At 43.2% G+C, this 26,693-nt stretch carries 34 protein-coding genes; 23 read left to right on the top strand and 11 right to left on the bottom strand.

The features are described from left to right. The first annotated feature begins 918 nt into the window (after positions 1-918). From E4V70_RS02670 to pyrF, 9 genes are read left to right on the top strand one after another with little or no spacing between them, the layout of a single operon-like run. Positions 919-1,812 carry a DMT family transporter gene (locus E4V70_RS02670; RefSeq protein ID WP_122861995.1) on the top strand — a complete coding sequence of 298 codons (894 nt, stop codon included), beginning with the start codon at positions 919-921 and terminating at the stop codon, positions 1,810-1,812. A 5-nt stretch (positions 1,813-1,817) separates the two neighbouring features. Further along, the gene (locus E4V70_RS02665) at positions 1,818-2,867 is read left to right on the top strand and encodes a hypothetical protein (protein ID WP_122861996.1); all 1,050 of its coding nucleotides are present in this window, start codon (positions 1,818-1,820) and stop codon (positions 2,865-2,867) included. 10 nt (positions 2,868-2,877) lie between these two features. Continuing rightward, a complete protein-coding gene (gene kdsA / locus E4V70_RS02660) occupies positions 2,878-3,684 on the top strand; it encodes a 3-deoxy-8-phosphooctulonate synthase (RefSeq protein WP_122861997.1) in 807 nt (268 codons plus the stop codon). After that, positions 3,674-4,003: a DMT family transporter gene (locus E4V70_RS02655; protein ID WP_122861998.1), complete on the top strand. Its 330-nt coding sequence runs from the start codon at positions 3,674-3,676 to the stop codon at positions 4,001-4,003. The genes kdsA and E4V70_RS02655 overlap by 11 nt, the downstream gene beginning before the upstream one ends. Continuing rightward, the gene (locus E4V70_RS02650; RefSeq protein ID WP_122861999.1) at positions 4,000-4,323 is read left to right on the top strand and encodes a DMT family transporter; all 324 of its coding nucleotides are present in this window, start codon (positions 4,000-4,002) and stop codon (positions 4,321-4,323) included. Before E4V70_RS02655 ends, E4V70_RS02650 begins: the two co-directional genes overlap by 4 nt. 9 nt (positions 4,324-4,332) lie before the next feature. Further along, positions 4,333-5,451 carry a cation diffusion facilitator family transporter gene (locus E4V70_RS02645; protein WP_122862000.1) on the top strand — a complete coding sequence of 373 codons (1,119 nt, stop codon included), beginning with the start codon at positions 4,333-4,335 and terminating at the stop codon, positions 5,449-5,451. Positions 5,452-5,468: 17 nt separating this feature from the next. Continuing rightward, positions 5,469-5,939, top strand: coding sequence for a 6,7-dimethyl-8-ribityllumazine synthase (ribH, locus tag E4V70_RS02640; RefSeq protein WP_103649486.1), 471 nt, complete (start codon positions 5,469-5,471; stop codon positions 5,937-5,939). A 1-nt stretch (position 5,940) separates the two neighbouring features. After that, complete coding sequence (gene nusB / locus E4V70_RS02635; RefSeq protein WP_009492867.1) at positions 5,941-6,336, top strand: transcription antitermination factor NusB; 396 nt, start codon at positions 5,941-5,943, stop codon at positions 6,334-6,336. After that, positions 6,333-7,019 carry an orotidine-5'-phosphate decarboxylase gene (gene pyrF / locus E4V70_RS02630; RefSeq protein ID WP_122862001.1) on the top strand — a complete coding sequence of 229 codons (687 nt, stop codon included), beginning with the start codon at positions 6,333-6,335 and terminating at the stop codon, positions 7,017-7,019. Before nusB ends, pyrF begins: the two co-directional genes overlap by 4 nt. Before the next feature lie 730 nt (positions 7,020-7,749). Here the strand turns inward: pyrF and E4V70_RS02625 are convergent. After that, entirely contained in the window at positions 7,750-8,373 is a 624-nt protein-coding gene (locus E4V70_RS02625) for a S24 family peptidase (RefSeq protein ID WP_021083788.1), read from the bottom strand. 608 nt (positions 8,374-8,981) lie between these two features. Here E4V70_RS02625 and E4V70_RS02615 point away from each other — a divergent pair. The 12 genes from E4V70_RS02615 (at position 8,982) to E4V70_RS02560 (ending at position 17,184) form a co-directional block, all read left to right on the top strand. After that, the gene (locus E4V70_RS02615) at positions 8,982-9,206 is read left to right on the top strand and encodes a helix-turn-helix domain-containing protein (RefSeq protein ID WP_122862003.1); all 225 of its coding nucleotides are present in this window, start codon (positions 8,982-8,984) and stop codon (positions 9,204-9,206) included. Then, the gene (locus E4V70_RS02610; protein WP_122862004.1) at positions 9,207-11,255 is read left to right on the top strand and encodes a DDE-type integrase/transposase/recombinase; all 2,049 of its coding nucleotides are present in this window, start codon (positions 9,207-9,209) and stop codon (positions 11,253-11,255) included. 76 nt (positions 11,256-11,331) lie between these two features. After that, complete coding sequence (locus E4V70_RS02605; protein WP_122862005.1) at positions 11,332-12,261, top strand: AAA family ATPase; 930 nt, start codon at positions 11,332-11,334, stop codon at positions 12,259-12,261. 34 nt (positions 12,262-12,295) lie between these two features. After that, positions 12,296-12,553 carry a hypothetical protein gene (locus tag E4V70_RS02600; protein ID WP_122862006.1) on the top strand — a complete coding sequence of 86 codons (258 nt, stop codon included), beginning with the start codon at positions 12,296-12,298 and terminating at the stop codon, positions 12,551-12,553. 63 nt (positions 12,554-12,616) lie between these two features. Further along, positions 12,617-12,958 (top strand): DUF7768 domain-containing protein, encoded by a 342-nt coding sequence (locus tag E4V70_RS02595; protein ID WP_122862007.1) that lies wholly within the window; start codon positions 12,617-12,619, stop codon positions 12,956-12,958. 117 nt (positions 12,959-13,075) lie between these two features. Beyond that, on the top strand, positions 13,076-13,564 hold the full coding sequence (locus tag E4V70_RS02590; protein WP_122862008.1) for a host-nuclease inhibitor Gam family protein: 489 nt from the start codon (positions 13,076-13,078) through the stop codon (positions 13,562-13,564). 185 nt (positions 13,565-13,749) lie between these two features. Further along, the gene (locus tag E4V70_RS02585; protein ID WP_122862009.1) at positions 13,750-14,133 is read left to right on the top strand and encodes an ASCH domain-containing protein; all 384 of its coding nucleotides are present in this window, start codon (positions 13,750-13,752) and stop codon (positions 14,131-14,133) included. Beyond that, positions 14,126-14,581 (top strand): hypothetical protein, encoded by a 456-nt coding sequence (locus E4V70_RS02580; protein WP_122862010.1) that lies wholly within the window; start codon positions 14,126-14,128, stop codon positions 14,579-14,581. Before E4V70_RS02585 ends, E4V70_RS02580 begins: the two co-directional genes overlap by 8 nt. Continuing rightward, positions 14,578-15,540, top strand: a complete 963-nt coding sequence (locus tag E4V70_RS02575) for an AAA family ATPase (protein ID WP_122862011.1) — start codon at positions 14,578-14,580, stop codon at positions 15,538-15,540. Before E4V70_RS02580 ends, E4V70_RS02575 begins: the two co-directional genes overlap by 4 nt. A gap of 1 nt (position 15,541) precedes the next feature. After that, positions 15,542-16,027, top strand: a complete 486-nt coding sequence (locus E4V70_RS02570) for a phage protein GemA/Gp16 family protein (RefSeq protein ID WP_122862012.1) — start codon at positions 15,542-15,544, stop codon at positions 16,025-16,027. Continuing rightward, a complete protein-coding gene (locus E4V70_RS02565) occupies positions 16,024-16,305 on the top strand; it encodes a hypothetical protein (RefSeq protein WP_122862013.1) in 282 nt (93 codons plus the stop codon). The genes E4V70_RS02570 and E4V70_RS02565 overlap by 4 nt, the downstream gene beginning before the upstream one ends. 63 nt (positions 16,306-16,368) lie before the next feature. Further along, positions 16,369-17,184, top strand: a complete 816-nt coding sequence (locus tag E4V70_RS02560) for a hypothetical protein (RefSeq protein WP_134482476.1) — start codon at positions 16,369-16,371, stop codon at positions 17,182-17,184. Between the two features lie 8 nt (positions 17,185-17,192). On the opposite strand, the gene E4V70_RS02555 is transcribed toward E4V70_RS02560, so the two are convergent. From E4V70_RS02555 to E4V70_RS02510, 10 genes are all read right to left on the bottom strand, one after another. Beyond that, on the bottom strand, positions 17,193-17,678 hold the full coding sequence (locus tag E4V70_RS02555; protein WP_122862015.1) for a phage virion morphogenesis protein: 486 nt from the start codon (positions 17,676-17,678) through the stop codon (positions 17,193-17,195). 122 nt (positions 17,679-17,800) lie between these two features. Next, positions 17,801-19,048: a phage head morphogenesis protein gene (locus E4V70_RS02550; RefSeq protein WP_122862016.1), complete on the bottom strand. Its 1,248-nt coding sequence runs from the start codon at positions 19,046-19,048 to the stop codon at positions 17,801-17,803. Continuing rightward, positions 19,038-20,402: a phage portal protein family protein gene (locus E4V70_RS02545; RefSeq protein ID WP_122862017.1), complete on the bottom strand. Its 1,365-nt coding sequence runs from the start codon at positions 20,400-20,402 to the stop codon at positions 19,038-19,040. Before E4V70_RS02545 ends, E4V70_RS02550 begins: the two co-directional genes overlap by 11 nt. After that, positions 20,399-22,042, bottom strand: a complete 1,644-nt coding sequence (gene terL, locus E4V70_RS02540; protein ID WP_122862018.1) for a phage terminase large subunit — start codon at positions 22,040-22,042, stop codon at positions 20,399-20,401. The genes E4V70_RS02545 and terL overlap by 4 nt, the downstream gene beginning before the upstream one ends. An 8-nt stretch (positions 22,043-22,050) precedes the next feature. Then, positions 22,051-22,536: a DUF1804 family protein gene (locus E4V70_RS02535; protein WP_021088424.1), complete on the bottom strand. Its 486-nt coding sequence runs from the start codon at positions 22,534-22,536 to the stop codon at positions 22,051-22,053. Then, positions 22,529-22,927 (bottom strand): phage protein Gp36 family protein, encoded by a 399-nt coding sequence (locus E4V70_RS02530; RefSeq protein ID WP_122862019.1) that lies wholly within the window; start codon positions 22,925-22,927, stop codon positions 22,529-22,531. Before E4V70_RS02530 ends, E4V70_RS02535 begins: the two co-directional genes overlap by 8 nt. Positions 22,928-23,079: 152 nt before the next feature. After that, positions 23,080-24,048: a major capsid protein gene (locus E4V70_RS02525; RefSeq protein ID WP_122862020.1), complete on the bottom strand. Its 969-nt coding sequence runs from the start codon at positions 24,046-24,048 to the stop codon at positions 23,080-23,082. 10 nt (positions 24,049-24,058) lie between these two features. Then, positions 24,059-24,385, bottom strand: a complete 327-nt coding sequence (locus E4V70_RS02520) for a hypothetical protein (RefSeq protein ID WP_122862021.1) — start codon at positions 24,383-24,385, stop codon at positions 24,059-24,061. A gap of 1 nt (position 24,386) precedes the next feature. Continuing rightward, positions 24,387-25,235 (bottom strand): phage protease, encoded by an 849-nt coding sequence (locus tag E4V70_RS02515; RefSeq protein ID WP_122862022.1) that lies wholly within the window; start codon positions 25,233-25,235, stop codon positions 24,387-24,389. Next, positions 25,226-25,678, bottom strand: a complete 453-nt coding sequence (locus tag E4V70_RS02510) for a hypothetical protein (RefSeq protein WP_122862023.1) — start codon at positions 25,676-25,678, stop codon at positions 25,226-25,228. The genes E4V70_RS02515 and E4V70_RS02510 overlap by 10 nt, the downstream gene beginning before the upstream one ends. A gap of 150 nt (positions 25,679-25,828) precedes the next feature. Here E4V70_RS02510 and E4V70_RS02505 point away from each other — a divergent pair, with 150 nt between their 5' ends. Both E4V70_RS02505 and E4V70_RS02500 read left to right on the top strand, forming a co-directional pair. Then, positions 25,829-26,269, top strand: a complete 441-nt coding sequence (locus E4V70_RS02505) for a glycoside hydrolase family protein (protein WP_122862024.1) — start codon at positions 25,829-25,831, stop codon at positions 26,267-26,269. Further along, entirely contained in the window at positions 26,250-26,612 is a 363-nt protein-coding gene (locus E4V70_RS02500; protein WP_122862025.1) for a hypothetical protein, read from the top strand. The genes E4V70_RS02505 and E4V70_RS02500 overlap by 20 nt, the downstream gene beginning before the upstream one ends. The last annotated feature ends 81 nt before the right edge of the window (positions 26,613-26,693 follow it).

Genomic DNA, 26,693 nt, shown 5'->3' with positions numbered 1-26,693 from the left:
GATGGAGCAAAATATAGTAATGCCGAGCAAAATTTTAAAGATATTTTGCTGCAGGACTAAGCTTTCATGTAGATTTTTTACTTCATTGCGCGTTCTGTCCGAAACCAAAACGAAAAATTCGTCAAGCGGCTTCATGATGTAGGCTTTTTGGTCGTGATAGTCCTTGCCGTTAACCAGATCGAGTGCCGTTTTTAAAATTTCATCTCTTTTTTCAGGTTCTGCTTTGTTTAAATTTTTGATCATTTCAAAAGCTTTTATCTCAAGATTTACGAGGACGTTTGACCTTGCTTCGGTCTCTTCTAGCTTTTTAAACTCGGCTTCCGTAAAGCCCTCTTGCTTCATCAGATCTTTTAGCGCGATTTTTATATTTGAGTCCGGTCTTGGCTTTTTGATCCCGCCTGCGACAAAGTCCCAATAAATTCTACTATATTCCTCCGGGCGCGGACTTTTGCCGTTTCTAATATCCAAAATAGCGTTATATTGCTCCTCAAAGCCAGGATTTTTCCCGGCCGTCGCCACGTATGATCTCACAAGCTTCGTTAGATCGTCGGAGCTTTGTCTGAGCTCGTCTGCTAGCTTGTATGAGTTTAGCTGTCTGGCTGAAGCATTTTCTAGCTGGCTTGAGATATTTTGGATGTTGATAAAAATAATACCGAGCGCAGGCATTAAAACTATGCATAAAACCACTAAAAACATTTGAAATTTTTTAGATCTAAATAACTTAGATACAAATTCGCCCATAAAGAATTTCCTTTTTTGTAATTACATTTAAAATTATAAATTAATTCTGTACAAATAAAACTTAACTTTAACATTTTAGAAACGGTTTATACAATTAATCATATAAAATGTCACTTAAGTACACAAATTTTAAGCCATTTTTTATTAAAATGCTTGTTTTAAATTCAAAGGAAAATTTTGTTTCGCAGATACGTTTTGCACCATTTGGGCGCTTATTATATGATCATCGCGTGTATGTTTTTTGCTGCCGTCGGAGGCTTTGCGAAAGTTTTGAGCGAGCAGATGCCTAGTATCGAGGTCGTATTTTTTAGAAATGCCGTCGGTCTTGCTATCGTGCTTTACGCCATTTACAAAAGGCCGCCGACGCGCCAAAAGGGCGGGCAGCTTTTTGTGCTGATGTTTCGCGGATTTATCGGTACGATCGCACTTTTTGCTCTTTTTTACAACATCGCTCACATAAATTTAGGCGCTGCTTATACTTTTCAAAAAACCAGCCCAATTTTCACGGCGATTTTTGCGGCGATTTTCTTAAAAGAAGCGCTTAGCAAAAAGGGCTGGGGCGCGATATTTCTAGGCTTTATCGGCATACTTTTTATCATCCAGCCAAATTTAGGCATCAACAAAACCGACTGGCTGGGCCTTTGGAGCGGCGTGGGGGCGGCGCTTGCGATGCTTAGCGTCAGAACCCTCCGCAAAAGCTACGACACGAGCGTCATCGTGCTTAGCTTTATGGCGTGGGGAACGGCTTTGCCGATGCTTTTGATGGGCGTTGCGGAGTGGGTCAAATTTGAGCCTCTAGATTTCTTGCTTTCGCCGTTTGCGGCGCCGAATTTTAAAGGCGTGATTTTAATCGTGCTAATGGGGCTTGCGGGCTATTTTTTCCAGTTTTATATGACGAAAGCGTATGCGGCGAGCAAAAAGGCGGGCTCGGTCGCCGCGATAAGCTATATGGACGTCGTATTTTCGCTAGTCGTGGGCTTTTTTATGGGTGATACGCTACCTAATGCTGCGGCGTTTTTTGGTATAATGCTGGTTGTTATCAGCGGAATAATCGTAGCAAGGGAGAGATAAATTTTATGAAAATAGAAATGGGCGAATCTTTATTTTACTCCTGGCTTCGCCATGTCAAAGAGTGTCAAATAGTGCAAACTAATTGGAAAATTTCTCCAAAATGGGAACTAAAATTTTCGGACGAACTAGAAAAAATTATGTCGAAAACAGATAGTTTTTTTTCTAATAAATACGGATATAAAATTTACAAGCAAAATACCTCTTTAAAACAGATTTTACAACAGGCTGAATGTGATGCTTTGGGTATTTGCGCCAATGATGGTATAAATGAAATTTATGCGGTTGATGTTGCTTTTCATGAGTCTGGGCTAAATTATGGCGGTCTTGATGAGACGGTAGCTAGAGTAGTAAAAAAATGTCTTAGAACCGCCATGTGTGTTTATGGATATTTTGGTGTTAAAAAAGCAGAAATTATCTTCGCATCCCCTAAAATAAATAGACAAATTTTAGATGCCTTGTGCCCTTGTTTTGTTGATATAAACAACATAATGCAAGAGATGGGATTTGAATTTGACTTTAGAATAATAGCAAATAGCGATTTTTCAAATTTAGTTTTAGAACCTATTTTAGAGGTAAGTGGTAATGTGGCCGATACGGCGGAGCTTTTTATGTGTTCTTACCAGATGCTATCCTTGTTTGACAAAAAAAGCCTAAAAGATATGGAAAACACAGAAAAACAAAAGCTGAAAGTAGGCATATATAGCTATCAACGTTCTAAAGACTATGTTAATATCAAAAATAATCAAGATGAATACGCAGAGCTAAAAGTCGGACAAATAGCACGAATAATTATGAGGGAAATTTTGGAAAGCGGTAAGGTAGATGCTAACGAGATAAGCTGGCTTCAAAACGAAAAGTATAGCAAGGATACTCTTGGATTAAATTATCCTGCGCTTGTAATAGCGAACAATGAATATGATACGAGGCGATATTATGTGGATCCTGTATTCATAAATGGTGTATATTATAAACTTTGTAATGATTGGTATGAAGGGGCAACAAACGACGATAGACCGCTTTTGATAGATTGGATTAGAAAATTTAGAGAAAAATAAAGGAGAAAAAATGATATTAATAGCAGGGCCTTGCGTCATAGAAAGCGAGCAGCTCGTTTTTGACGTGGCAAAGAGACTGGTTAAATTTAACGAAGATAAGCGGATAGATTTTTATTTCAAATCAAGCTTTGATAAGGCAAATCGCACGAGTATAAGCTCGTTTCGCGGGCCTGGACTTGAAAAAGGGTGCGAAATTTTAGCCAAGGTCAAAAAGGAATTCGGTTTTAAAATTTTAACCGATATCCACGAGAGCTATCAGGCTGCACCAGTAGGCGAAGTGGCCGACGTGCTGCAAATCCCGGCGTTTTTGTGCCGCCAAACCGATCTGCTCGTGGCCGCGGCTAAGACAAAAGCGGTCGTAAATATCAAAAAAGGGCAGTTTTTAGCCGCCTCTGCGATGAAGCACTCGGTGAAAAAAGTGCTAGAAACAAGGGGCATTAGCGGCGATGGATACGAGGTCGCTAAACAAAACGGCGTGTGGCTAACGGAGCGAGGCAGTACCTTTGGCTACGGAAATTTGGTTGTAGATATGCGAAATTTGGTGCTGATGAGGGAGTTTGCGCCGGTGATTTTCGACGCTACTCACAGCGTGCAGATGCCGTCGGCTTTGGGCGAGAAAAGCGGCGGCGATGCTAGATTTGTACCATATCTAGCGCGAGCTGCGGCGGCTGCGGGCGTGGACGGATTTTTCTACGAGACGCACGTAAATCCTTGCGAGGCGCTTTGCGACGGGCCGAATATGCTAAATTTGGACGAGCTAGACGCAAATATTGCTCAAATTTTTAAGATAAAAGACGCCCTAGGCGATGCAAACTAAGGGCTTTTTGTGGGTGCTAGGCGGCGCGGTCGCCGAGTGCGGCTGGGCGTACGGGCTAAAACACGCCTCAAGCGCGCCGGAGATCGCACTCACGGCGATGCTCGTTTGCGTTAGTTTCACGTCGTTTATAATCGCTATGAAGTACCTGCCTATTAGCATCACGTATACCGTATTTGTCGGGCTCGGAGCGTTTTTTGTGGTGATCGCCGAAATCGTGAGCGAATTTCGCGCGAGCGGTCAGACGCCGGATTTATTGCGGCTATTTTTCATAGCGACGCTAGTTGCCGGCGTACTGGGGCTAAAAAGGCTGAAATCTTGACGTACGTTTTAGCTCTTTTGGCGGCCGGGTGCTGCGAGGTTTTGGGCGTGTTTTTTCTGACCAAATTTCAAAAAAGCTTCGGCGTGAAAAAGGCGGCGAATTTTTTGATTTTAACAGCAAATTTCGCCCTTTCGCTCTGGCTTTTGAGCTACGCGATGCAGGCGATGGCGATGTCGGTAGCGTACGCGATTTGGACCGGTATCGGAGCGATCGGAGCCGTGGGCGTCGGAGTGGTTTTTAACGGCGAAAAAATGAGCGCGCAAAAGGCGTTTTATCTATCGCTAATAACGCTAAGCGCGATAATGTTAAAAATAATCTAAGGGGCAAATTTGGAGGTAGTAGAGCAGGTCACGTCGCGAGATAAGACCATTGTAAAAACAGGTCTCATAGGCATAGTGACAAATGCCATTTTGGCGGCTATAAAGGCGGTAGTGGGCTTTGCTAGCGGTTCGATCGCTATCATATTAGATGCGGTAAATAACCTAAGCGACGCGCTCTCATCGGTCATTACCATTGTCGGCATAAAAATAGCCGGGAAAAGCCCTGACAAAGAGCATCCATTTGGCTACGGCAGAGTAGAGTATCTAACAGCTATCGTTATAGGCGTGATCATACTTTATACAGGCGGCACGTCCGTGGTCGAGTCGGCTAAAAAGATCATCTCGCCAAGCACCCCAAACTACGACACTATCTCGCTTGTTTTGATCGCCGTTTTGGTTGTGGTCAAATTTGCGCTTGGTCTTTACACGCAAAGGGTCGGACAAAGCGTAAATTCCGACTCGCTCATAGCAAGCGGAGTGGACGCGAAATTTGACGCTCTCATCTCGCTTGGTACGCTTTTGGCGGCTTTGGTTTTTGTGTTTTTTGGCGTTAGCCTTGAGGCGTATCTTGGCGTGATCATATCGCTACTTCTTATCAAGGCGGCACTTGAAATTTTACGTGACGCGATAGATAAAATTTTAGGCGCGAGGATGCCTAACAGCGACAGCTCGCAAATTTATGAGTGCATAGGCTCGTTTGACGGCGTGCTAGGAGCGTATGATCTTATATTTAACGATTACGGCCCAGACAAGAAGCTAGGCAGCGTGCATATAGAGGTGGCGCACGATATGAATGCCGCGCAGATAGACGCGCTTACTAGACGCATACAAAATGAAATTTTTGCGAAATTTAACATTGTTTTAGATACCATTGGCATCTATGCATTTAATAAAGAGGATAACGCAACGAGGCTAAACGTCGAAAAGATAGTTTTTGGGCATAAATTTATCAAGCAAATGCATGGATTTTACATAAACAAAGAGACAAATACGATCACGTTTGATATCGTCATAGACTTTAACGCGCCAGATAGCTCGGCACTCTACCGCGAAATTTTATCGCAAGTAAGCAGCGCCTACCCTAGCTACAAGGTCATCATCACGCGTGACACGGACTACAACGGATAGAAATTTAAGGAGCAGACATGAAAATAATCGAAGGAAATTTGGCTCTAAAAGGCGGCGAGAAGATCGCTATCATCAATGCAAGGTTTAACCACATCATCACCGATAGGCTGGTCGAGGGCGCAAGGGACGCGTTTTTGCGCCACGGCGGGGATGAGAAAAATTTGAGCTTGATTTTAGTACCGGGCGCGTTTGAGATACCGATGGCGTTAGAAAAGGCGCTAGCCAGCGGTAAATTTGACGCCATTTGCTGCGTGGGAGCGGTGATCCGCGGCTCTACGCCTCACTTTGACTACGTGAGCGCCGAGACGACCAAGGGCATCGCAAACGTCACGCTAAAATACGGCAAACCTGTGACATTTGGCGTGCTAACCGTCGATAGTATCGAGCAGGCCATCGAGCGAGCAGGCTCAAAGGCCGGAAACAAGGGCTTTGAAGCGATGACGGGCGTGATCGAGATGCTAAATTTGTATAAAAATTTGGAGGCGTAAAATGGCAACTCGTCATCAGGTCAGGCAGGCCGTCGTTTCGCTACTATATGCGCGCGAAATGGGTAGTTGCAGCGAGGAGTTCGTCGAGGAGTTTTTAGAAGAAAAAAAGATCAGAAACGATCAGCGAAGCCTCGCACTGTCGCTTTTTCACGGCATTTTGGAGCATGCGGATGAGCTTGACGGGCTACTAAACGCGCGCCTAAAAGAGTGGAAAATAAACGAGATCGGCAGTATCGAGCGCGCCGTGCTTAGGCTGGGGGCGTACGAGATGAAATTTACCCCGACCGATAAGGCCGTCATCATAAACGAGGGTATCGAGCTTGGCAAGGAGCTGGGCGGCGACTCGGCACCGAAATTTATAAACGGCGTGCTAGACGCGCTAAAGGCCGATCTGTGAAGCTCTGCGTCGCGCTTGATCTGGGCTCGAAGCAGGAGTGCTTGCAGCTAGCGGAGGGGCTTGCGGACTTTGCGGATAAAATTTGGCTAAAAGTGGGCTTGCGAGCCTATTTGCGCGACGGAGCGGGCTTTATCGAGGAGCTAAAAAAGCTCAGAAATTTTAAAATTTTCCTCGATCTAAAGCTCTACGACATCCCAAATACGATGGCGGACGCCGCCGAGGAGATCGCTAAAATCGGCGTAGATATGATAAATGTGCACGCAAGTAGCGGCAAGCGCGCGATGGCTATGGTGATGGAGCGACTGGATAGGCTAGCTTCGCGTCCGCTAGTGCTCGCGGTCTCTGCGCTAACTAGCTTTGACGAGACCGAATTTAGCGCGGTTTACGAGCAAAATTTGGACGACGCCGTGCGCAAATTTAGCGTGATGAGCTACGAAGCGGGGCTTGACGGCATGGTCTGCTCGGCGTTCGAGAGCCGCCTGATAAAGGACGCCACAAGCGCAAATTTTATCACGCTCTGTCCTGGCGTGAGGCCGTTTGGCGAGAGTGCGGGGGATCAAAAACGAGTGGCGGATCTGAGCGTCGCGCGCGAGGCGGGGGCGGATTTTATCGTAGTCGGTCGTCCGATCTATCAAAGCGCCGATCCGCGCGAAATTTGCAAGCGGATTTTGGATCAAATTTAGAGTCAAAGCTTGCATAAATTTTAGTCTCAAATGATTTTGGTCTGGTTTTTGCGTGCAATAAATTTTAATTAAATCATCGCAAAAACGCGACCTGAACGATGACCGGGCGCGGCAGCGAGATAAAATTTAGCAGGCTTCGTGGTGCAGGAATGAAATTTAAAATTTTATTCAAAGCGGCGAGCTTGGTGGAATTTAAAATAAATTTGAGGTAAATTTGAGCGATTTTGTGAGGGGGTATAGAAAATGAGAGTGAGAAATTTTAGCGCGAGATTTTTGAAAGCGCGTAAAATAGGCACTTTAAAAAGCTTCACTCTCAGTTGTAACGCAAGAATTCAGCTAAAAGAAAAATCCCTATAATCCCAAATCGTCCGTTTTGTCCCAAAAAAGCGGAAAATTTTAACGCCGTAATCATATCTAAAAGCCCAAATAATCGCTCTTTAAACGCTATTTAAAGCATCTCGAAAATCATCCCGAGATTTTATCTATCGTAACCGTATATCGCTTAAGGTTTGTTGCTGGAAGCACAGCGAATTTTTAAAAATATGAGCATTAAGACACGAAAAATTGTAAAAAATGTGTCTTAAACAAGCTTAATGTGTCTTAAATGTATCAAACAATGATATATTCAAAACCTATTAAGACACGTCGTAAAAAACACCGCAATCCAAAGACTTTATCCTTAAAAATTCAATATTTTTGATTAAGACATATTTTAAGATTATTTTATGTTTTAAAATACTTTCATATTGATATTAAATTTACACCTAACTTTACCTACTATTTTTAGCTGATCTATTTCCTCGCCTTTTAAAATAATATCTTGATAAAAGCTATTTAGCGACGTTAATTTTATTTCTTTATGTATCGCGTCTCTCAGAAATTTCTTCATATATACGTCTCCACCGATATTTGCTATAACGACGTCGCCGTTTTTTACCTCTGCGTCCAGATCCACCACTACGGCATCGCCGTCTTGTGCAAATGGTTCCATGCTATCACCGAAAACTTTAATCACGTCATAATTTTTAAAAGGTATTTTTAAAACCTGCTCCATAAAATCCTTTCCAACAGGGATTATGGAGTAATTTTGTTCATCATTATTAGAGCCGTAGCCAGCGCTTGCCGTTATGTTTTCAAAATACCTTAAACTGGCCTTGTCATTATAAGGTTTATTTACCTTATCAGCGCTTAGGCTGGCAAATTTTAATTTTACTGTCGAGGTTAAACCTTTTGAGCGCCATGTGGCGGCTGTATTCCTAGAATAGCCGAGCTTTTCCGCTACGTCTTCGAGACTATCGACCTTGAAAAACTTTTTCATATTTTCAAATATGATTTTATCCTTCTGGTTGTCCATTTTGTCGCCTTTGATCAAAAAATGTAAAAATGAGGTATTTTAACCTTGACAAATAAGGTTAAAATACTATATAATACTTTCAAATCTACGAAAAAATTATATCTTATTTGAGATTAAATCTTTCAAAGGTTTGAAAAATAGTTCTTTTATTTATCATTGTTAAGTTTATAAAAGGATCTGCTATGGTTGAAATTATTGTGATTTGCGCTTTTGCTTTTTGTGTGGGTGCTGTACTTGGATTCGTTCTAGGGCAAAAGATGATCTTTTAAAATGCATTTATCATTTAGCTTTTTGCAAAATTTAAGATCTTTTGCGTGAGGGCACGAGTTAAAAATAAGCTTTGAATTTATGGTTTTTAAAACTACTCTTTTATTTGGAGAGTGGTTGCAGCTTAACTTAAATTCTCGGCCTATTTTGCTTTTTAAATTCGCATAATATAAACCTGCGTAAAAGCCTAAAATAAAGCTTAATACGACTAATCCTAGCGCCAGGAAGTGGTTATTTAGCAAAAATAAATTCGCATTTGTAAGAAAATCCAAGATATTTCCTTTTTTCAAGATTATAACAAACATAGACTTAACAATGATAAATAAAGAAAGGAGCGCAAGATGATAAAAAAATACTTTACCGATAACTGCATAAGCATAAGACAGTGGGCTAAAAAACACGATCTAAGCGAGCGCACCACCTATATGGTGATAAACGGCCAAGTAGTAGGCAGTAAAAATTTCGCTACTTCAAGAAAGGTGTTTGAGGCGCTTTTGAGCGAGGGCATAATTAAGGAGCTTCCGAGCGCCCTAAGAAGCGAGCAAGAAGAGAGTAAGGCCAGCTAAATGATCTACGTCGAAACCGCCGCGGCAGCTGAAATTTTCGGCGTTTCTTTGAGTGCTCTTAAAGAAGCCGCTAGACGCAACTCTCAAAAATACCCGTTTGTCCGCATAAAAGACGCCGGCATCAGAAGCCGCGGCGGAGCGAAGCTGCTGTTTGCGGTAGAGATCGCGGATATAGACGGAGCGATAAAAGGCGGCAAAGCCAATAAAGACGTAAACGTATACATAGAGGACGGCTTGGAGCAAACCGGATTTAGACGGATGAAATTTAGCGAAATAAAGGGCGGCAAAGCTGACGCGAGCGACGGCAAAAAAGAGAATTTAAGTAGGGAGTACGCGGTGTTGGACGACGATGAAAAAGAGGAGATTAACCAAAAAATCAGACTGCTAAAAGAGTATGAGGCGGCCAAAAAACAAGGCGTGTCATGTAAAAAGTTTTGCGAAGACAGCGGCATAAGCGAGGCAAACCTTTTTAGATGGCAAAAAGCTTATAAGGAAAAAGGCGCGGCGGCGCTGATGGATAAGCGCGGCAAGCATAGAAAAAACGCTAGCGTGCTCGAAGAGTGGATGAAGGAGTTTATACTTGAAAATTTCCGCGCTTACGGCGCAGGCGGGCTAAATATAGCAGAGCTTTACCGCAGACTCCATCAAGAGTATTTTAGACGAAGGGGCGAAGCGAATAACTATCCGAAATTTCTAACCGGAAAGATAAAGCCGCTCTTTGACGCAGGCGTAATAAAAAGATACCTAGACGGCTATTACGCCGCCAACAAGCTTGAATACATAATGATCACGAAAGGCGAAGATAAAGCGAAAAGCTACTTCCAGCCGGCCCTGGGCGATCAAGGCGAGATGATAACCAGACGCAACCAATGCTGGCAGATAGATAGCTCGCCGCTTGACGTGATGGTAAGAGACGGGGAAAAAGGCGAGGCGATACGAGCCAATATCCTTAGCATCGTGGACGTGTATAGCGGCAGATGCGTAGCCAGTATAGAGAGAAAATCAAATGCCCTAGGCCTTGTAAGACTCATGTGGAAAGCGCTTAATACGCTAGGCAAACCCGATTACGTGAAAGGGGACAATGGCAAGGACTACCTAAGCGATCAGTTTCAGCATCTATTAAACGGCCTAAATATCGACTACGATAGAGCCATAGCATATAGCGGCGACGAAAAAGGCTTTGTAGAGAGGCACTTTGGAGTGATGCAGCATGCGGGCATCTCTCAAACGCCGGGATATATAGGATTTAACCTAGCCATGAGAGAGGCGATCGAGCAAAGAACGCCCAAAAAAGATAGATCCGCAAAAGACGAGCTAGGGTTTGTTAAAAAGACCAACCTTAAATACCTACTAACGCTAGACCAGGCAAGGGTTAAATTTGAAGCCGAGGTGCTTAAATGGGACATAATGAGCGTAGGACGCAAAAAATCAAGCCCGATGGATCGTTGGAATAGCGATACGACTCCGCTTCGCGGCGTAAGAAAAGAGGAATTTATGCTACATGCGGGAGGGTTAGAGCCTAGAACGGTAGGCAAAAAGGGAATTAGTTACGATGCAAGAGAATTCGGCTCGGCGTTTCTCCCGGCCGTAAAGACCCAGGTGTTAGTTAGCGAAAACATAGACGACGTAAGCTCGATATTCGTATTTGATTTGGAAGGAAATTTCATCTGCGAAGCAAAGGATAAAGAGATATGCCCTATGAGTGCGGAAACTTACAAAGCCGTTAAAAAGGTCTTTAAAGACGATATGAAAGCCATCCGAGCCGTCATCAAACGCGCCGAATTTAGCGAATTTACGAGACTAAACGTAAATTACGACCTCGAAGTAATGCTTGAAGCCCACAAAGAGGCGTTAAAACCCGAAAACTTTAACTACGAAGACTGCGACAAGATAGAGGCGCTAAAAGAGACCATAAAAAGGCAAAAAGAGGTAAATAACATAATAAATGCGGGGTTTGATTACGATAAATTAAACGAATTTACCGCAGAGAGAACGACTAAAAAGAAATTTTCCGTAGACGACGCCATAGAGATAGCAAGCGGGGAATAAAAATGTTTTCAAGGTCGCTTAAAGTCCTACTAAACGGCGTTTAAAACATTTAAAAACCAAAATCAAAGGAGGAAAAATGCAGTTAGCCGACAGAATAAAAGACTTCATCGAAGCGAATAAATCAAGCGGTATGAGTCAGAACAAATTCGCTACGGCTTTGGGAATAAATCCCGCATATATCTCGGGATACATAAAAGAAGGCTCTAGCTACAAGTATGCCGATAAAGTAGAAGAGCCAGCTAAAAACTATCTCGACAATTTTATCCAAAAAGTTGACATTTTGCAAGACGAGTTACCGTTCGTAAGAACCAAGGATGCCAAAAGCATACACGCGGTGATCGGCTGGGCGGTACAAGATAGAGATATGGCGATGATAAGCGGGGTAGCCGGTAGCGGAAAGACAAGAGCCGTTCGCGAATACGTAAGAACGCATCCAGACAGCATTCTAATCGAGGCTACCATAAACACGTCTGCAAAGAGCCTTTTTAAAATTTTAGCTAGAGAGCTCGGACTAAACGACAAAGGAAGCATAGACGAACTAATACGTCAAAGTGCGGAAGCTCTAAAAAAGGTAAGCAGAACGATCATCATAGACGAGGCCGAGCATCTGCCTTACCGCGCGCTTGAAAGCTTGCGCAGGATGCACGATTTTAGCCGCGCTACTCTGGTACTCGTGGGCACGAACAAGCTACTAATAAATTTAACCGCTTCAAAGAGCGGAAACGAGCTAGAACAGCTAAGCTCGAGAGTCGGAAATAAATGGATACTAGGCGGGCTTTCCTACGTAGACGAGGACAAGAAAAAGATAAGAGACGACCTAGAGGCCGTTTGCAAAAACTTCGGCGTAACGCAAAAGCCATGCATCGATCTAATAGAAGCGCTAGCTAAAGGAAATTTCAGAAAGACCGAAAAGTTGCTAAGAAGGGCGAAGATGCTAAGCGAATACGCAAAGACCCCTATAAACGAAGACGTAGTCAAAGAGGCTACGAATATGTTGCTTTTATAGTTGTAACGGTTGTAATAGTTGTAAGGAGTGAAAAATGATGGATATAGCTATAAATCTTCTTGAAAATCGCGCGGCGGAGCGAACTCAAGCGGCTGGACTAGTTAGACTGGTAAGAAATTTTGAGGCGAAAGGATTTGAAATGAGCGTAAATGCAAAAGGCGAAATAAGAGGCATAAGGCGCGGAAGCATGATAAAGGGCCAAAAGGCCGACTACTCAAAGAGCATGTTTAAGCTGGTAGGTAAATATATCATACGAACCGCCGACGGCAAAGTAATCGATACGGCGGCTTAAATTTGATTTTACAGAGCTCTATTTTAGGGCTCGATAAAGTCAAATTTGAAGAAAGGAGAATAAATGAAAACGGCAAGATTAGTATTTGTTTCTACGCCCTACGCTAGTATCGAGTGCAAAGATCGGGACAGAAACTACTATGCGAGGCAAATAGCGCAGCAAGCTTGCGCTATCGTCAGGCAAAACGGCTATGAGCCTATCTCGCCCGTGCTTGCGTGGATGGACGTATATAGCGAGCTTGAGCGAGATCGCGTGATGAAAAACTGCGAAGAGCTGCTTAGGGTGTGTAGCTACTACTACCGCCATCCGTGCAAATGGAGCGATAACAGCGAGGGTATGCAAGAAGAGGCGGAGTGGGCTAAAGAATACGGCCTAAGCGAGCTTAAATTTAGTTTGTTTGAGTGATGGCGCTTGAGTTTAAAAACCACAAAAAAGCCAAAGAGAATTTGCCCGTTTGCACGGTCTACGGATACGTCTGCAAACTCAAATTTGCGATGAAATTTAAAATTTTAGGAGGAAAACATGGAAATAAAAAGTTTTAGCGATATAGATAACGCGCTAAAAAAGGTATGCGAGCTAAGCGTAGGCATCGAGAAGATCAACGGCGAAGTAACTCTTGAGTGCAACCGTATAAAAGAGAGCAGAAAGGCCGAAGTAGAGAGACTGGAGAGCGAGAAAAACTATATCGAGCAGCAAATCACGTTTTTTTGTGAGGAAAACAAGCACGAATTTGCCGAAAAACGCTCGAAAGAATTTACCTTCGGCGAGATCGGCTACCGCCTAACCAAAAGCGTAAGTTTGCCTCGTATAAAAGCTAAAGTAGAAAGCCTGCTAAAGGCGATCAAAAGCTACGGGCTAGCCAAAGAGTGCATCATATACGAGGAAAAACCTAACAAAGACGCTCTAGCGGAGCTAAAAGACGAAGATCTCGTAAAGCTAGGACTAACAAGAACGGTAAAAGATAGCTTCCGCATAGTGCCGAAAATAGAGAGTTTGGAGGTAGGGAAATGAAAGAAAGCGTATTTCAAGGCCTGTGGCAAAACTTTAAGGGCTTAAGGGATGATAAAAATAGGCTTTTGCCTAGATTCGTAAGACGAGCGAAGCTAAGAATTCGCGTTAAAGGGCTTTAAGCCCTTTAAAATGCGTTTAATTTGCTGTTAAACGTATTTTAAAAGGTTTAAATTTAAGGAAAAATAATGGCTATTTTATTGTCCGTAAAGCCCAAATTTGCAGACATGATACTCGACGGAACAAAACGAGTAGAATACAGAAAGGCGTTAGCGTCCGTCGCTAACGACAGGATATTTCTATACGCCACGGCGCCGATAAAAAAGGTAGTCGGCGAGGTAAAAGTAAAAAGAGCCGATAGATGCGAAAACAAAGAAGCGGTGTGGGCTTGCTATTTGGACTGCTCTGGAATCACCAAAGAAGAATTCGACGAATATTTTAAGGACAAAAAATATGCTTCTTGGTATTTTTTAGAAGAGCCGATCAGATACAAAAAACCTCAAAACATAAGATATTTCGGAGTAAAAACGGCACCTAGAAATTTCGTATATCTAAAGGATGCAAATGTCTGAACCCGCTCCCGGTATCGCAAAATACCAGCTCGTCCAAAGACTAGCCAAATACGGCATAGAGGGGATCATCGATGCTAAGCTTTTAAAATGGGCAAAGATAAACGGTATAAATTTGCATTTCGTCTTTTCGCACCCCGCCGCAAAACAGATCTTTGAGATGAGCAAAGAGAAAATCAAAGCAAAGCTCAGGGAGTTTTGGGCGGATAACCTTGCCGCGATCAAAGAAGCGGGCATAACGTTTCGCGACATAAGCTGCGAGGTAATATACCGCCTGCCGCGCGATACGCAAGCTATGCAAGAAGAAAAGAAGCCCTACGAGGAGCTAAGCAACGGCAGCTTTGAGAACCGCGCTAAAGATCCAGCTATAAGACTAGGCTTTGAACAAATAAGAAAGCATATAATCGCCGATCTGGAAAGCGGCAAATCGGTATATAAAGGAAATATATGAGCGAAATTTTCGAGTTTTTAAAAAACTCCAGCTTAACCAAAGATAATTTTAACGAAAAGGTCGAGTTTTTGATAGAGGGCTTTTTAGTAAAGCAGCTAATCACGCTGATCTACGCGGACGGCGGCACGGGCAAAAGCTACATGGCCTTCGCGCTAGCTAAAAGACTTTGCGAAGAGGGCCAAAGGGTATTTTTCATAGACTACGACAACCCAGTAGGCGTACTCAAACAGCGCGGCGTAGATAGGCTACTTATAGAAAGCTACGAGAATATGAATTATATCCAGCGCAGCACGCTAGAGCTTTGCGGATTTGAGCTTGTTCTAAAGCTCGAGGAAAACGCCGTAGGCAAAGCCTATAAAGATTGCGTTTTTATCCTGGATAGCTTGCGGGATTTCGTAGACATCAACAACGACAACCGCATAAATAGACTATTTGGCGCACTTAAGAATTTACGCGAAGCGGGAGCTACCGTGATCATCCTGCACCACTCTAACAAAGACGGTAAAAACTATCAAGGCAGCAACCATATAAGAAATTCTCTCGACGTTATGTATCATCTACTAAAACGCCCTAGCAAGGAAAACGAGTTAAATTTCTTACTTGAAGTAGCCAAAGAAAGAGCCGGGGTAAAAGATAACGGTTTTTGCGTAAAAACGCTAAATTTAGAACTAAAAGAGCTTGACGTAGAGGTAGCTAGAATGAGCGAATACGAGCTAAATTTTACTACCCTAGCGCAAAAGATACTAGCCGGCGGAGATCTAAACAAGACCGAGCTGCTAAACGCTATGAATTACGAAAAAGACGATAGAACGGCTAGGGATTGCCTCGATAAATTCGACGGCAAGCTATGGTTTAGCCGTAAAACTGGCAAGAGCGTGATATATAGTTGTAAAGCGGAGACTACAACCGATACAACTATTACAACTATGGGTGAAAATACCTTAAATTTGGCGGTTTAGGATGAATACGAGCGAGCTTAAAAAGTACTATATCAAGATGATACAAACGTTAAAGCACAACTATTTCGTGGACGACGAGTGCAGAAAGATATATTTACAAGCGCAATTCGGCAAAGATAGCCTAAAAGAGCTAAGTATAGAGGAGCTTAGGGCCGTGCTAGAAGTCGTGGGATATAAGCCCCATAAAGGCGCAAATTTTAAAAAATCTACTCGTAAAACCAAAACAAGCAAAACGTCTAGCTCGTCCTTTATGTCTAGCGAAGATCTAACGCCCGCTAAAGGCAGCCTATACGCCACCAAAAAGCAGCTTGAGACTATCGCCGGCATCTGGGAAGAGATAGCCAACGTAAAAACGGGCATGGCTTTAAGAGAGTTCATCTTTAGAATAGTTAAAATCAGACCTTTGCATCTTAAATTTCTATCAAGGAGTGATGCCGCCGACGTCGTGCAAGCCCTTATTCAAATGAAAGATAAATATTACAAATGATAAATAGCTTCGATCTATTCGCCGAGTTCTACAACCGCGTCAAAGAGAGCGAAAACATGGCCGATATCATCAAAGAATACGGCGGAGCCAATATCTACGTACCCAGCTACAAAGGTACGTTTAGAAACTACGATATACTCAAAGAGTACGAAGAAGGCATAAAGCTAGGTAAACCAAGCCCTATCGTCATTCGCGAGATCGCCGCAAAACATAATCTGAGCTATAATAGCGTTTGCGCTATAACCAAAGAGATAAGAGAGCCTAGTTTATTTGAATAGGGTTATTTCTTGACAGTTTCCGTATAAAATAATTATAATTCTATAATTTTATCAGGGATAGTCATGGTAACATTATTAAAATACTCTATTATCATTTTTATAATATGTTCGGCTTTGATTTTATTGTTGAACCATTTCACTAAAAAGAAATGGGGTCGAATTTTGGGACGTAGGCCAACTCGTGAGGAGTTAGTCATAATAATAGACCTAGAGTCAATTAAGTATCCGCAAGATGAAATAGCCGAAATTTTAAAAAAATTCAATGCTAATTTAATTGATAAAAAAACGATATCGGAGCTTATAAAGAATAAGAGACGAGAACTAAAACAGAAAATAGTAGACGAAGTAGCTACAAAAAATAAAGCAAGAGAACTAAAATTTCAAGCAAAACAGCAAGAATTTCAAAATAAGCTAAGAGAGATTGAGACCCAAAAACAGGCGCTAAAAAATCAAAACTACGATATATCCGTCGTGCCGACAGATGAAGTTATGGAAGCCGAAATCATACAAGAGTATCCGGATGAAACGCCGGTTGAAATTATAGATTTTTACGAGAGACGAGAATTCGATGCTATGCGTTTTGCTCTACAAAAAATAGCCTACGAGATGGTTGGAGATAAACACTCTCGACAAGAAAAAGATAAATTTAAAAAGATTATGACATATTTTGCATACAAAGACCCGCTCTATAATGATTGTATAAAAAAAATAATCGGTATAGTGGCCAAAAACGAGGGCATGCTTCAAACGCAAATTTACCAGTATTTTAAAGAATATGACTCGGAAATAATGAGATACGTGCTTTATTTTGGTGGCGAATTAGGCGATATTCGCAGAGTCAAAAGCGGTCGTAGCTATAAGTTATATACAAGTATTTAAAATAGTCATTATTTAAAACCATCTTCCACAAATTTTATAATGACCTTTTTAACGACGTCTTTTACCCTGCCCGGCAAATTGCCGCTCCTATCGACCGGTAAAAACGGCCTAGCCGGTATCTTTACGTTTTTACTTCGCCCGGCTTTAGTCGTACCGAATTGATGAACTAGCCCGTAAGCAAAGCCGTTTTTATTCGTATTATTAGATACCGTGGCTTTCTTATCGTCTGCTTTAACTATCCATTTATCCGCCAAATTTCCGTCCGATCTTAAAATATTAGAGGACTTTCCTAGTTTTTGTTTTTGCCTAATCGTACTAGGTTTCAAGGCTTGCCATTTTTGTCCGAACGGACTGCTCTCGTTCTCAAAACTGGCTTCTATTTCGTTTTGTAAGATATTGCCTAGCGTTTGCATTAGCGGCTTGGTTTTTTTGTCGATATTTTGCAGAGATTTTAGCTTAGTTTGCAGCTCTTCTAGACCTTTAACTTCTATCATTGCGTTTGTCCTCTTAAAATGTGGTATAATTACACAAAGTAGATAAGAGATGGCCCAGATTTGGCAGGGTTCCAGTTGCGAAAGCAAGCTGTATATGACTTGGGTTCGATGCCCGGCCTTATCTACTTTATCTTTATATATCTTTTTTTATCTTTTAAAATAGCTTTATAGTTTTCTACAGGTATCCTCGTAATAGTCGCTATAAAATTATCGGTTTTAAATTTTTTAAGCGTATAGTCTAGGCGGATGACGGCGTAATTTACCATGTTGTCGTTTTGTAGGCTATTATAAAAATATAGTAAAACATTGTCCTTTTTATCGTAAAATACGCGTTTAGCTTCGTCAAATACGCCTACTACGGCTTTTATTTCATCGATATTGGGCTCTTTTCCCTTCGGCTTGCTATCTCTCGTGATGTGCGAGATGGTGTTTTGATAAACGGCTATACTGGATGCTTTGGGCTCTACGTCGATGATTTTTAGATTTTTCTTGATACCTTGCTTTAACTCCCCTACTTGAGCCACCTGATAAATTTTATCCTTGATGATTTTACCGCCAATTACAGCATTTACCATGTCGTCTAAGCTTTTTTGCCAAACGTAAACGTCTCGCTCATGCTCGAAGCTATCTAGGGATTGTTTTAAATTTTTCTTTGCAAGACTTGACGTAACGGCGTCTAAAACCTTATTTTGCTTGTCTTTTAAAATTTCATCCGTTTTGTCGACCTTACCCGGATTGTATTTGAAGTCTTTTTCTGCAGCCTGGGGCAAAAAAGAGCCGTCAGCAAGCGGTACGATGCCTCTAGCTACGCATTCGGCCTCTGTAAGCACCTGCACCTTACAGCGGCACCCCCAACCGTTTGGCGGATAGTTGGTATCCCAAAATTTATCCGTCTTGGGCAGGGTCTTGCCGTGAAGCTTCCTGTGGGCTTCTCTGGTCCTGCCGTCTAGCACGGCGGTATAGCGGAAGTATTCGCCTAGGCTTTGCATCTGGCTTTCATATCTAGCCTTGGCGTAAGCCGTTCTCATGTTGGTATTAAATATAGTCCTTAGCCGCCTATTGCCTACGTAAATTTCTTTTTCTTCGCCGGTCTTTGGGTCTTTTACCTTGATATTTCCTAGCCAGCCTTTCTTTGCAAGCATAGGCTTTACGCTCTTTTTCCACTCGTCAAACCCGACGCCCTCTTTAAAAGCCTTGGTGAGCGAAGCCTGCGTATCTTTAAGAAGATCCAAATTCATCATCTTTGCGACGGTAAAAGCCTTTTTATGCGCATCATACATGATCTCGTCGTAATCGAAATGGATCTCCGGCTTTTTGCTCTTTAAATATTCATAAACCGCCGTAGGCTCCTCGAAAAAACTAAATTTCATCTAGATATCCCAACATCTGGGCATTGGCCACGGCTTTAAACATCAAGGGCTCAAGCCTCTCAAAGGGTAGATCGTAAAGCTCGTAAAGCTTATCGAAAGCCTCTTCGTAAGTCTCGCTGCTTGCTATTAGTTTGTTTAAGACCGCTTCTATCTCGCCGTCTTCTATATCCATCTCGTTCGTGGCTTTATCAAATCTATCTAAAGCCTTTAAAGAGCCTTTTAAAGCCGTTAAATTTGCTTTATTAGCCTTTAAATTTCGGTCTTTTTCTTGCGCTTGCTCGTTATCGTCCAGCTCGATATTATATGCAGAGGTTATGTATTTTTTCGTAGGCGTGAAGCCCATATCGTATAGCGTCTTGTCTCTTGCGGCGCGCTCGGTATTAGGAGCGTCTTCGTCGAATAGTTTGGCGTAAAGCTCGCCGTTATAGCCGTTGATCTCCTTAAAAAAGCTTATGGCCTTGTTCATGACGAAGACTAAAATTTTGCCGTCGTTTGCGGCCAGATCCTCTCTAATCTCGTTATGCGTCTTCGCTGCGGCATAGCTTCCCTCTTTTACGTCGCTAGTCAAATTTGCGCCTAAAATAGCCTTGCTGATTTGATTGTCGAGGTATGCGGGAAGTCTCGTAAAATCTACGTTTGAGGTAGGCTGCACGAGGGTGATCTCCTCGTCCGTGTCTATGACCGCGCTATCGCCGCTAAGCATAGCTTGCACTTCCGCAGCCATTTCGTCGGGCTCGTAGCTAGTTTTTGCTATCGCCCAGGGCGATCCGAATTTTTCTAAAAACCTAAACCAAAACTTCAAGCTGGCGTTTTTCATTTTGACGGGGAAATACAGCTTTTTAAGTAACCCGTCTCCGTATACTTTTCTAAAATTCGCCCTGTTTAATGCATATATAACTTTTAAAGGCGGGATACTCTGCTCACTTCCGCCGGCGTTAAACACGAACTCGCTCGCGTCGTTAAATTTAAACTGTCTAAAATCGCGCTGCACGAGTCTTGGGTATACAAGACCTTCTTTTTCTTTATAGTTGACCTCGAATACGTTTAACCCGTAAAGATAGGTCTCTAAAATTTGGCTGACGATGTCGGGGTTAAAAATCTTTTTAAATTCGTCCTTAATTTTTTCATCGTCGCAAACGATTTGGATCTCTTTTTTCTCGGTCACGGACTTGCGGCTCACGTCGCACTGCGTAACAGTAAGATCGGCTAGTATCATATCCATATCGTCGTCGCCAATACTGGAAACTCCCGTATTTATCAGCAAATCTATCAGGGTACCGTTTTGAGGGATGAGAGCCGCTTTCTTGCGCTGCGGCTGCTCGGATTTATTTTTAAATAATTTGTCAAATATCATCTAGTGCGCCTTTTTACTTTCTTTTTTAGCTTTGTTAAGTCGTATGCGCCCGCCAAGCTGTCGGGCGCGTCGTCGTGCTTGGCTTCGGGATACTCCGTAAGCTGCTCGATAAGCAGGCTTTGGCTTTGATGAAAGAGTATTTCGCCGTCCTCTATAGGCACTTCAAGCTCCTCTATTCTTTGCCCTTTGCTTGCGGTATTATTCACGCCTTTTAAAGGTAGCTTAGCGCCTATCTCAAAGGCCTTTTCTCTTATCCAGCCCCTAAAAAACTCCTGCCCGCCGTTGCTCTCTATCGCGCAAACGCGGCATTTATAGAGCTGATTAAGCCTAATGATCTCTTTGATGGTCTTTTTGGTCTTCATGACCTCTACTATGCTTTCTGCTACGTAGATCTTGGCTTCTGCCTTGCTCACTCCTAACACCGTTATAGCCGTATAATCGCTCTTTTTCTTTTCGCCTGCAGGGTCGATATACATCACGAAGTAATCGCACCTCGGAAGCTCGCGGTAAAAATGCATACTCTCTTTGGTGAAAATTTGAGTCTCGCTACGCGGATCATTTTGCTGCTCTTTGTTAAAAGATTTCAAGTTTTCGGCGCGCTTTTGCATGAGCTTTAGGATCGGTAGCGCATCATCCCAAAGCACTCGAGAGCCCTCATCCATAAGGACTTTGTTTTTTAGATAAAACGTTTCGCTAGCCTCTTTGGATATATTTTTATAAAGCTCTGCCCATCTCTCCCACAGATCCATTCGCTTTGGGAAATTTATGATGCTTTGATATTTTTTGGCATTCCAAAATTTAAGCTTGAGCTTCCTAGCTAAAACGCTATCTGCATGAAGTACGGTGCCTATATAAAGAACGTCTAGGCTACCGTCTACGCTACCCAAATTTAAAACCGCTTCGTCTAGCCACTCCTCGAGCTTGTCGCGCTGCTCTTTGCTGCGTACGTTGGTGTCGTTTTCTAGGTCGTCTAGGACTACTAGATCGGGGCGGTATACGCCGAATTTTACGCCGCGCAGTCTTTTACCCGAGCCAAACGCCTTAAGCTTGACTCCGTTTTTAGAGACGAACTCGCCTATCTTCCAATTTTTGCTTGTGCCGCAAACGTGCGGGAAGTCCATTTTTAAATTTGCGTTATCCTCAAGCTCGGCTTTTATCGCCTCCAAACACCCCTCGACCAGTTCCACGGCGTCTGAAATTTCGACAATGAAGCGCTTCTTGCTAAAACAAATACACCAAAGCGGAAGAAGCTGCGAGCAGTACGTAGTCTTTGCATGACCGCGCGGCGCGGCGCGGGCGTATTTGTCTCCGCTTGCGTTTTGCGTCATGGCTTCAAAAATCTGCGCTAGATCTTCGTGAAGCGCGCAAGAGCTGCTAATGCTAAAATAGTGCGGGAAATAAGTCCTTGCAAAAAACATAAAATCGCGCTCGGCGCGTTTTACTCTTGCGGATCTATCTTTGGGGGATAGGGGGCTATTTAGATGTATCTGCTCTTTTAGCTCGCCGCTAAGCTCCTCTAGCCAGCCGTAAAAGTCTTTGCGCGTGAGCTTGCTAAGCTCGGGTTCTACGGCACCGGCTTGCTTGTGTGTTTCTCTACTGTCTTCTAGGAAGCTATCTAACTCATCTCTTGAAAAAAGCATGCGTCATCCTAAACGTCGAGCTCTTCGATAGCTTTGACGAACTTCTCGCTCTCGATGAGCTCGACTAACTTCTTGATGCACTCTTTGTTCTCGTCGTCCTTGAACTTATCCACCACAAGCATAATGACCTTTTTGGCGATGCTTAAGCGATATGCCGCCGGATTTTCGTAGCTTGCTACCTTGGTCATCTTCACGAAGCTATCGCCTATCTTTGAAAGCGCCTCGGCCTTTTTGCCCGCGGGCAGTTCGCTCTCTCTTATATCTTTTACGGCTAGGCGCATCTCTTCGATAAAATTTTGATAGATGTTCTGTTTATCTTCGCCGCTTTTATTTAGATAGCTTGCGGCTTTAAGCTCGTCCCAGTCGCCGTTTTGAGATTTGTAGTTTTTTATGGTTTTTACGGTTTTGTTTAAAATTTCGGCTATGCGCTCAAGGCTGAAGCCTTTTAGATAAAGCTCCTTAGCAAGCTCTTTTATATTTGGTTTCTCAGCCATTTAAATCCTTTAAGTCCATTTTTTTCTCGCTGTGCCTAAACGCTCTTATGCCGAGCCTGGGCGCACTATCGTCTTCTATTTGGCTCGGAAGCTTCTTGCTAGCCATCTTCAAAAGCAGAGCGTCCATCTTTTCTATCTGCTCATTCAGCGCCTCTTTGGGGAAGTTGTTGCGCTTTTTGAGCTCGATAATAGTCAAATTTACGCCGATGTCTTTTAATAGCGGCGTAGGGTTTTGCGGAAGTTTGATGAAAGAGGAGATATAAGCCAAGGCATCGTTTACGCTATCGTCTATGACGCTTTGATTAACGGCGCCGCTTCCCTCAAAGTCGCTGAGCTCTTGCAGCTCTCTAGTAGAAACTTCTTTTAGTAGATCCTCGTTTGTTAAAACCATTATTTTGTCTCCAAATATTTTAAACCTTTTGACCGTATTCGTTATTGGCTTTTAGCGAGCGTTAAAAGCGCGTTAAAACGTTTAAAATATTTTTCTCGTAGTTTTAGTCGTTTTTGATTTAAAAGGGCGTGAAGCCCTTTTAAATTGATTTGTTACATTTTTAGCTCGATGATCGCGTCAAGCCTATTGCAGATCGGAAGCGGTCTGCTTTCGCTAACAATGCCCCAGCCCATACCTTTGTCGAGCACCTCCGGAGCCGCAGCGAAGAATTTCGTCGGAGCCTTTCCGATGGCAGACGTATGGTTTGCTCTCGTATAAACTACCTCAAAGATGTCGTCCATCAAAGGCACTACTACGCCTTTTTTGCCGCTCATGTAGCTCGTATCTCTGCCTTTCGTGTTTTTGTACGAGGCATCGTAAGGCATAAAGGTCTTGCCGAAAAGTTTAAGAGTTAAAACTCCGTTACTGTCGACGACTTCGCAGGATTTTAGCTTTAGAAGCTCCTGGGCTTCGGCCAGTTTAAGCAGCTCGCTAAAAAGCTCTCTCGTTACTAGCGCGATATACGGCTTTGCAACGCCTAATACCTCTTTTTGAGCGGCCTCGATATCGCTTAGCAAATCCAATAACTTGGTCGCATTCGTGATAGTTATCTCTTTTCTATTTGCGCTAAGCTCAAACAACACTTTTCCTTTGCCGTCCATTACCTTGCCGAAAATAGCGCCTATGGCCATATACTCTACGGTGTTGGCGATATTGCTCTTTTGGCTAGCTAGTTTTTTGCCGATAGCCGCAGACAATGATTTAAGCTGCTCGCTTTGAGTATTGAGCGTTCTTAGCAAATTCATCTCGCTAGCCGGGAGCGTATCATACTGCGGGAAGCGAGGAAGCGGTACGGAGATGATAGTTTGGTCGGGATTTTTCGTTACCAAGTGCTCTCCGTTTTCGCTAACGCTTTCAAGGATTACGCCCGCGCCTTTTTCGATGATAATGTTATGGGTATTGGAAAGCGTCGGAGTCCATTTTTTGAAAAACGTATCCGTTATGAAACTTTGATCGGTCTTAGTCTGATTTATGATCTCAGTCATCGCCTCGACCGTAAATTTTTTTAAAAGTTCATCCATTTTTATCTCCTTATCTCACTATAATTTTTTGTTTGAATAGTGCGGTTTTTAGCTCCGCGGCGGCGCCTTCCAGCATTACCTCGCCAAGCACCAGCACGTCGGCTTCTTTGGTGGCCTCTACGTTGTCGCATAGCACGCCGAATACTGCTTGGGCGTTTGCGATGGTCGTAGTTTGGTTGTCGCTAGTTACGGCCGCAAAACTCTCGCCGCCGTTAATACTAAACAGCACGGCTCCGCACTCTAGGGCCTTAGTGGTCTCTACTTTGGCGTTAACGCCGAGCACCTTGTTTACGACCACGTCTCCGATGGTCTTTGGCTTTTTTTGTTCGTTAGACATTTTATTCTCCTCCTAATGCAAATTTAACGACGTCTATTTCTGCATCCGATTGGCTTTTGTTGGCAAACATATCGTTACTCGGTATGCTCGTTTTTTGTTGCGGCGGCATAACGCCTTTTAAAAACTCATTAAAGCCGTTTAAATCGGCCTTTGCGTAGCTAAGCGCCCACTGCTTTTGGCTTTCTTGAAGCTTGTTTGCGACAATAGCCGTGTCTACCGCGCTTTGAGCTAGTTGCTCTTTTAGCGCAGCAACCTCTTGTTTAGAGGCGTCAAGCTGATTTTTAAGCTCGACTATCTGAGCCTCATAGTTCGCGCCGTTTTGCGTAGCAGCCTGAGCCTGCGGCTCGCCTTTTGGATTTTTCGCATCATCCATGTTCGTCTCCTTTGTGAAATTTTTATTCGCTCTTACTTCTCCGAGTTCATCTAAAAACGGCTTATTGGTTAGCGCCGCGGAGTGCAACGTGCAGCCCTGCCAAGCTCCGGTTTTTTCGTCTACGCCCATAAAGTCGTAAACCGGGCTAAGATATTTATATTCGCCGTTTTTGATAAATTCTTTTGCTTTGGCTGTCCAACTTACGCGCCCGTAAAGCGCGCCGTCTTTTATAAAAAGCTCTTTTATCCAGCCCGCCGCGGGCGCTATCTCCCCGCTTAAAGTTTGGTGCTCGTAGTCGATCACTATGTCTAGGCTGCGCTTGTCGAAATTTAGTTTCATCTTTTCGATATCGGCGGCGTCTATACTAAACGTTCCTCCGGCGTGTCCTTGCCAAACGCCGGTTACGGCCAGGCAAATTTCGCTTAAAACTTCTTCTTTCTCGTCCTTTAACGCGATTAAGTCTTTGGTTATGAGCATAAGAATTCGTCCTTTTCTAAAAATTGCGTTCGTATCTGCCTGGTGAGCACGTAAACGTAGCCGTAGTCGGTAATATCGTTTAGCGACGCCTTAGCGCTTTGGGGCTCTATCCTAAACTCGTTACATAAATTCGAGTTTCTTAGCCTTTCATCTATTGCCTCGCATAGAGCGTAGGCTTTAAATTTATTGGCTTGTCGGTAATTTTGATTTTTGTTTGAAGTGCAGGCTAGTATATGGATATTATACGTCGCGCTTCGTTCTACTACGTTTTCGTATTTTTCATCCACGAACTCTACGAATACGAAGCTCTCGCCGCCTTTTATCAGCAGCTCCATCTCTTCTTTACTGTTAAACTCGCCCAGGTACGCTCTAGTTACCGAGTTTTTGGGTTCGGCCGCTTCTTTAATCGTGTTTATCAGTTCTTTTTCAAATTCTTCTAGCATTTAGCGCCTTTGATTATTTTTGTGCGAATTATGGGCTGTTTTGTGCCGAAAATCTATTACAGGACTTTGACAAAGTTTTTTAACAAAAAATCGTGATAGATTTCTGAGGCGGGCATGGCGTAATATTGCGGCAAAAGTTTGGAGGACGCCATGACCTTAATAGAAAAAATCAAAGAAAACGAGGGCCTTAAAGATCATAGGTACGAGGATAGCCTAGGAAGACCGACCGTGGGCTACGGCTTTTTGCTTGCCGCGCTTACGGCCGACGAGCTAGCGCTAAACGGCGGCAAATACGAACCTATGAGCAAAGCGACGGCCGATAAAATTTTAGAGCTCAAGCTTGAAAAACTAACCGCCGCGGTATTCGCGACGTTTGATTGGCTAAAGGAAAAACCGAAAAACGTCCAAGAAGTAGTGATAGAAATGGCCTATCAGCTAGGCGTTTCAAAGGTTAAAAAATTCGTAACCACGATGCACCATATAAGAGTGGGCGAATACAGAGCCGCCTATCAAAGCGGCATGAATTCTCTTTGGGCGAAACAAACGCCGAACCGGGCAAAGAAGGTGCTAAGTGGGCTACTTGATAACTAAACTACCGATTGTAGGCTTTGCCTTGGCCGCACTTTTGGGTTTTGCTTGCGTAAATTTGTTCCTCGAAAATTCAAAACTCCAAAGCGTAAATTCCGTCTTGTTTAAAGACCTTGAAAGCGTAAAAGAGAAAAACGAGCGACTGACCAAGGACTACGCTACGGTAAAAAATAATCTAAATGCCTGCAACGTATCTCTTTCTTTGCAAAACGAAGCTATAAAGGCCGCCGCGGTAGAGATCGACGATACTCCGTCAAAAGAGGCCGAGCGGATAAAGAAGATATACGTCAAAGATAAAAGCTGCGAGGCCGAACTAGCTGCATATAAGGAGCTATTTCGTGATTAGGATTTGGATTTTTTGTCTGTTTGCTTTGATATTTACGGGCTGCGCAGCCAAACCTCAAACGAGTGAGCCGCATATTATCTA

It is taken from the genome of Campylobacter showae (assembly GCF_900699785.1).
GTDB lineage: Bacteria > Campylobacterota > Campylobacteria > Campylobacterales > Campylobacteraceae > Campylobacter_A > Campylobacter_A showae_D.
Note: the sequence above shows the minus strand (reverse complement) of the source record. Positions and strands in the feature narration are given on the sequence as shown.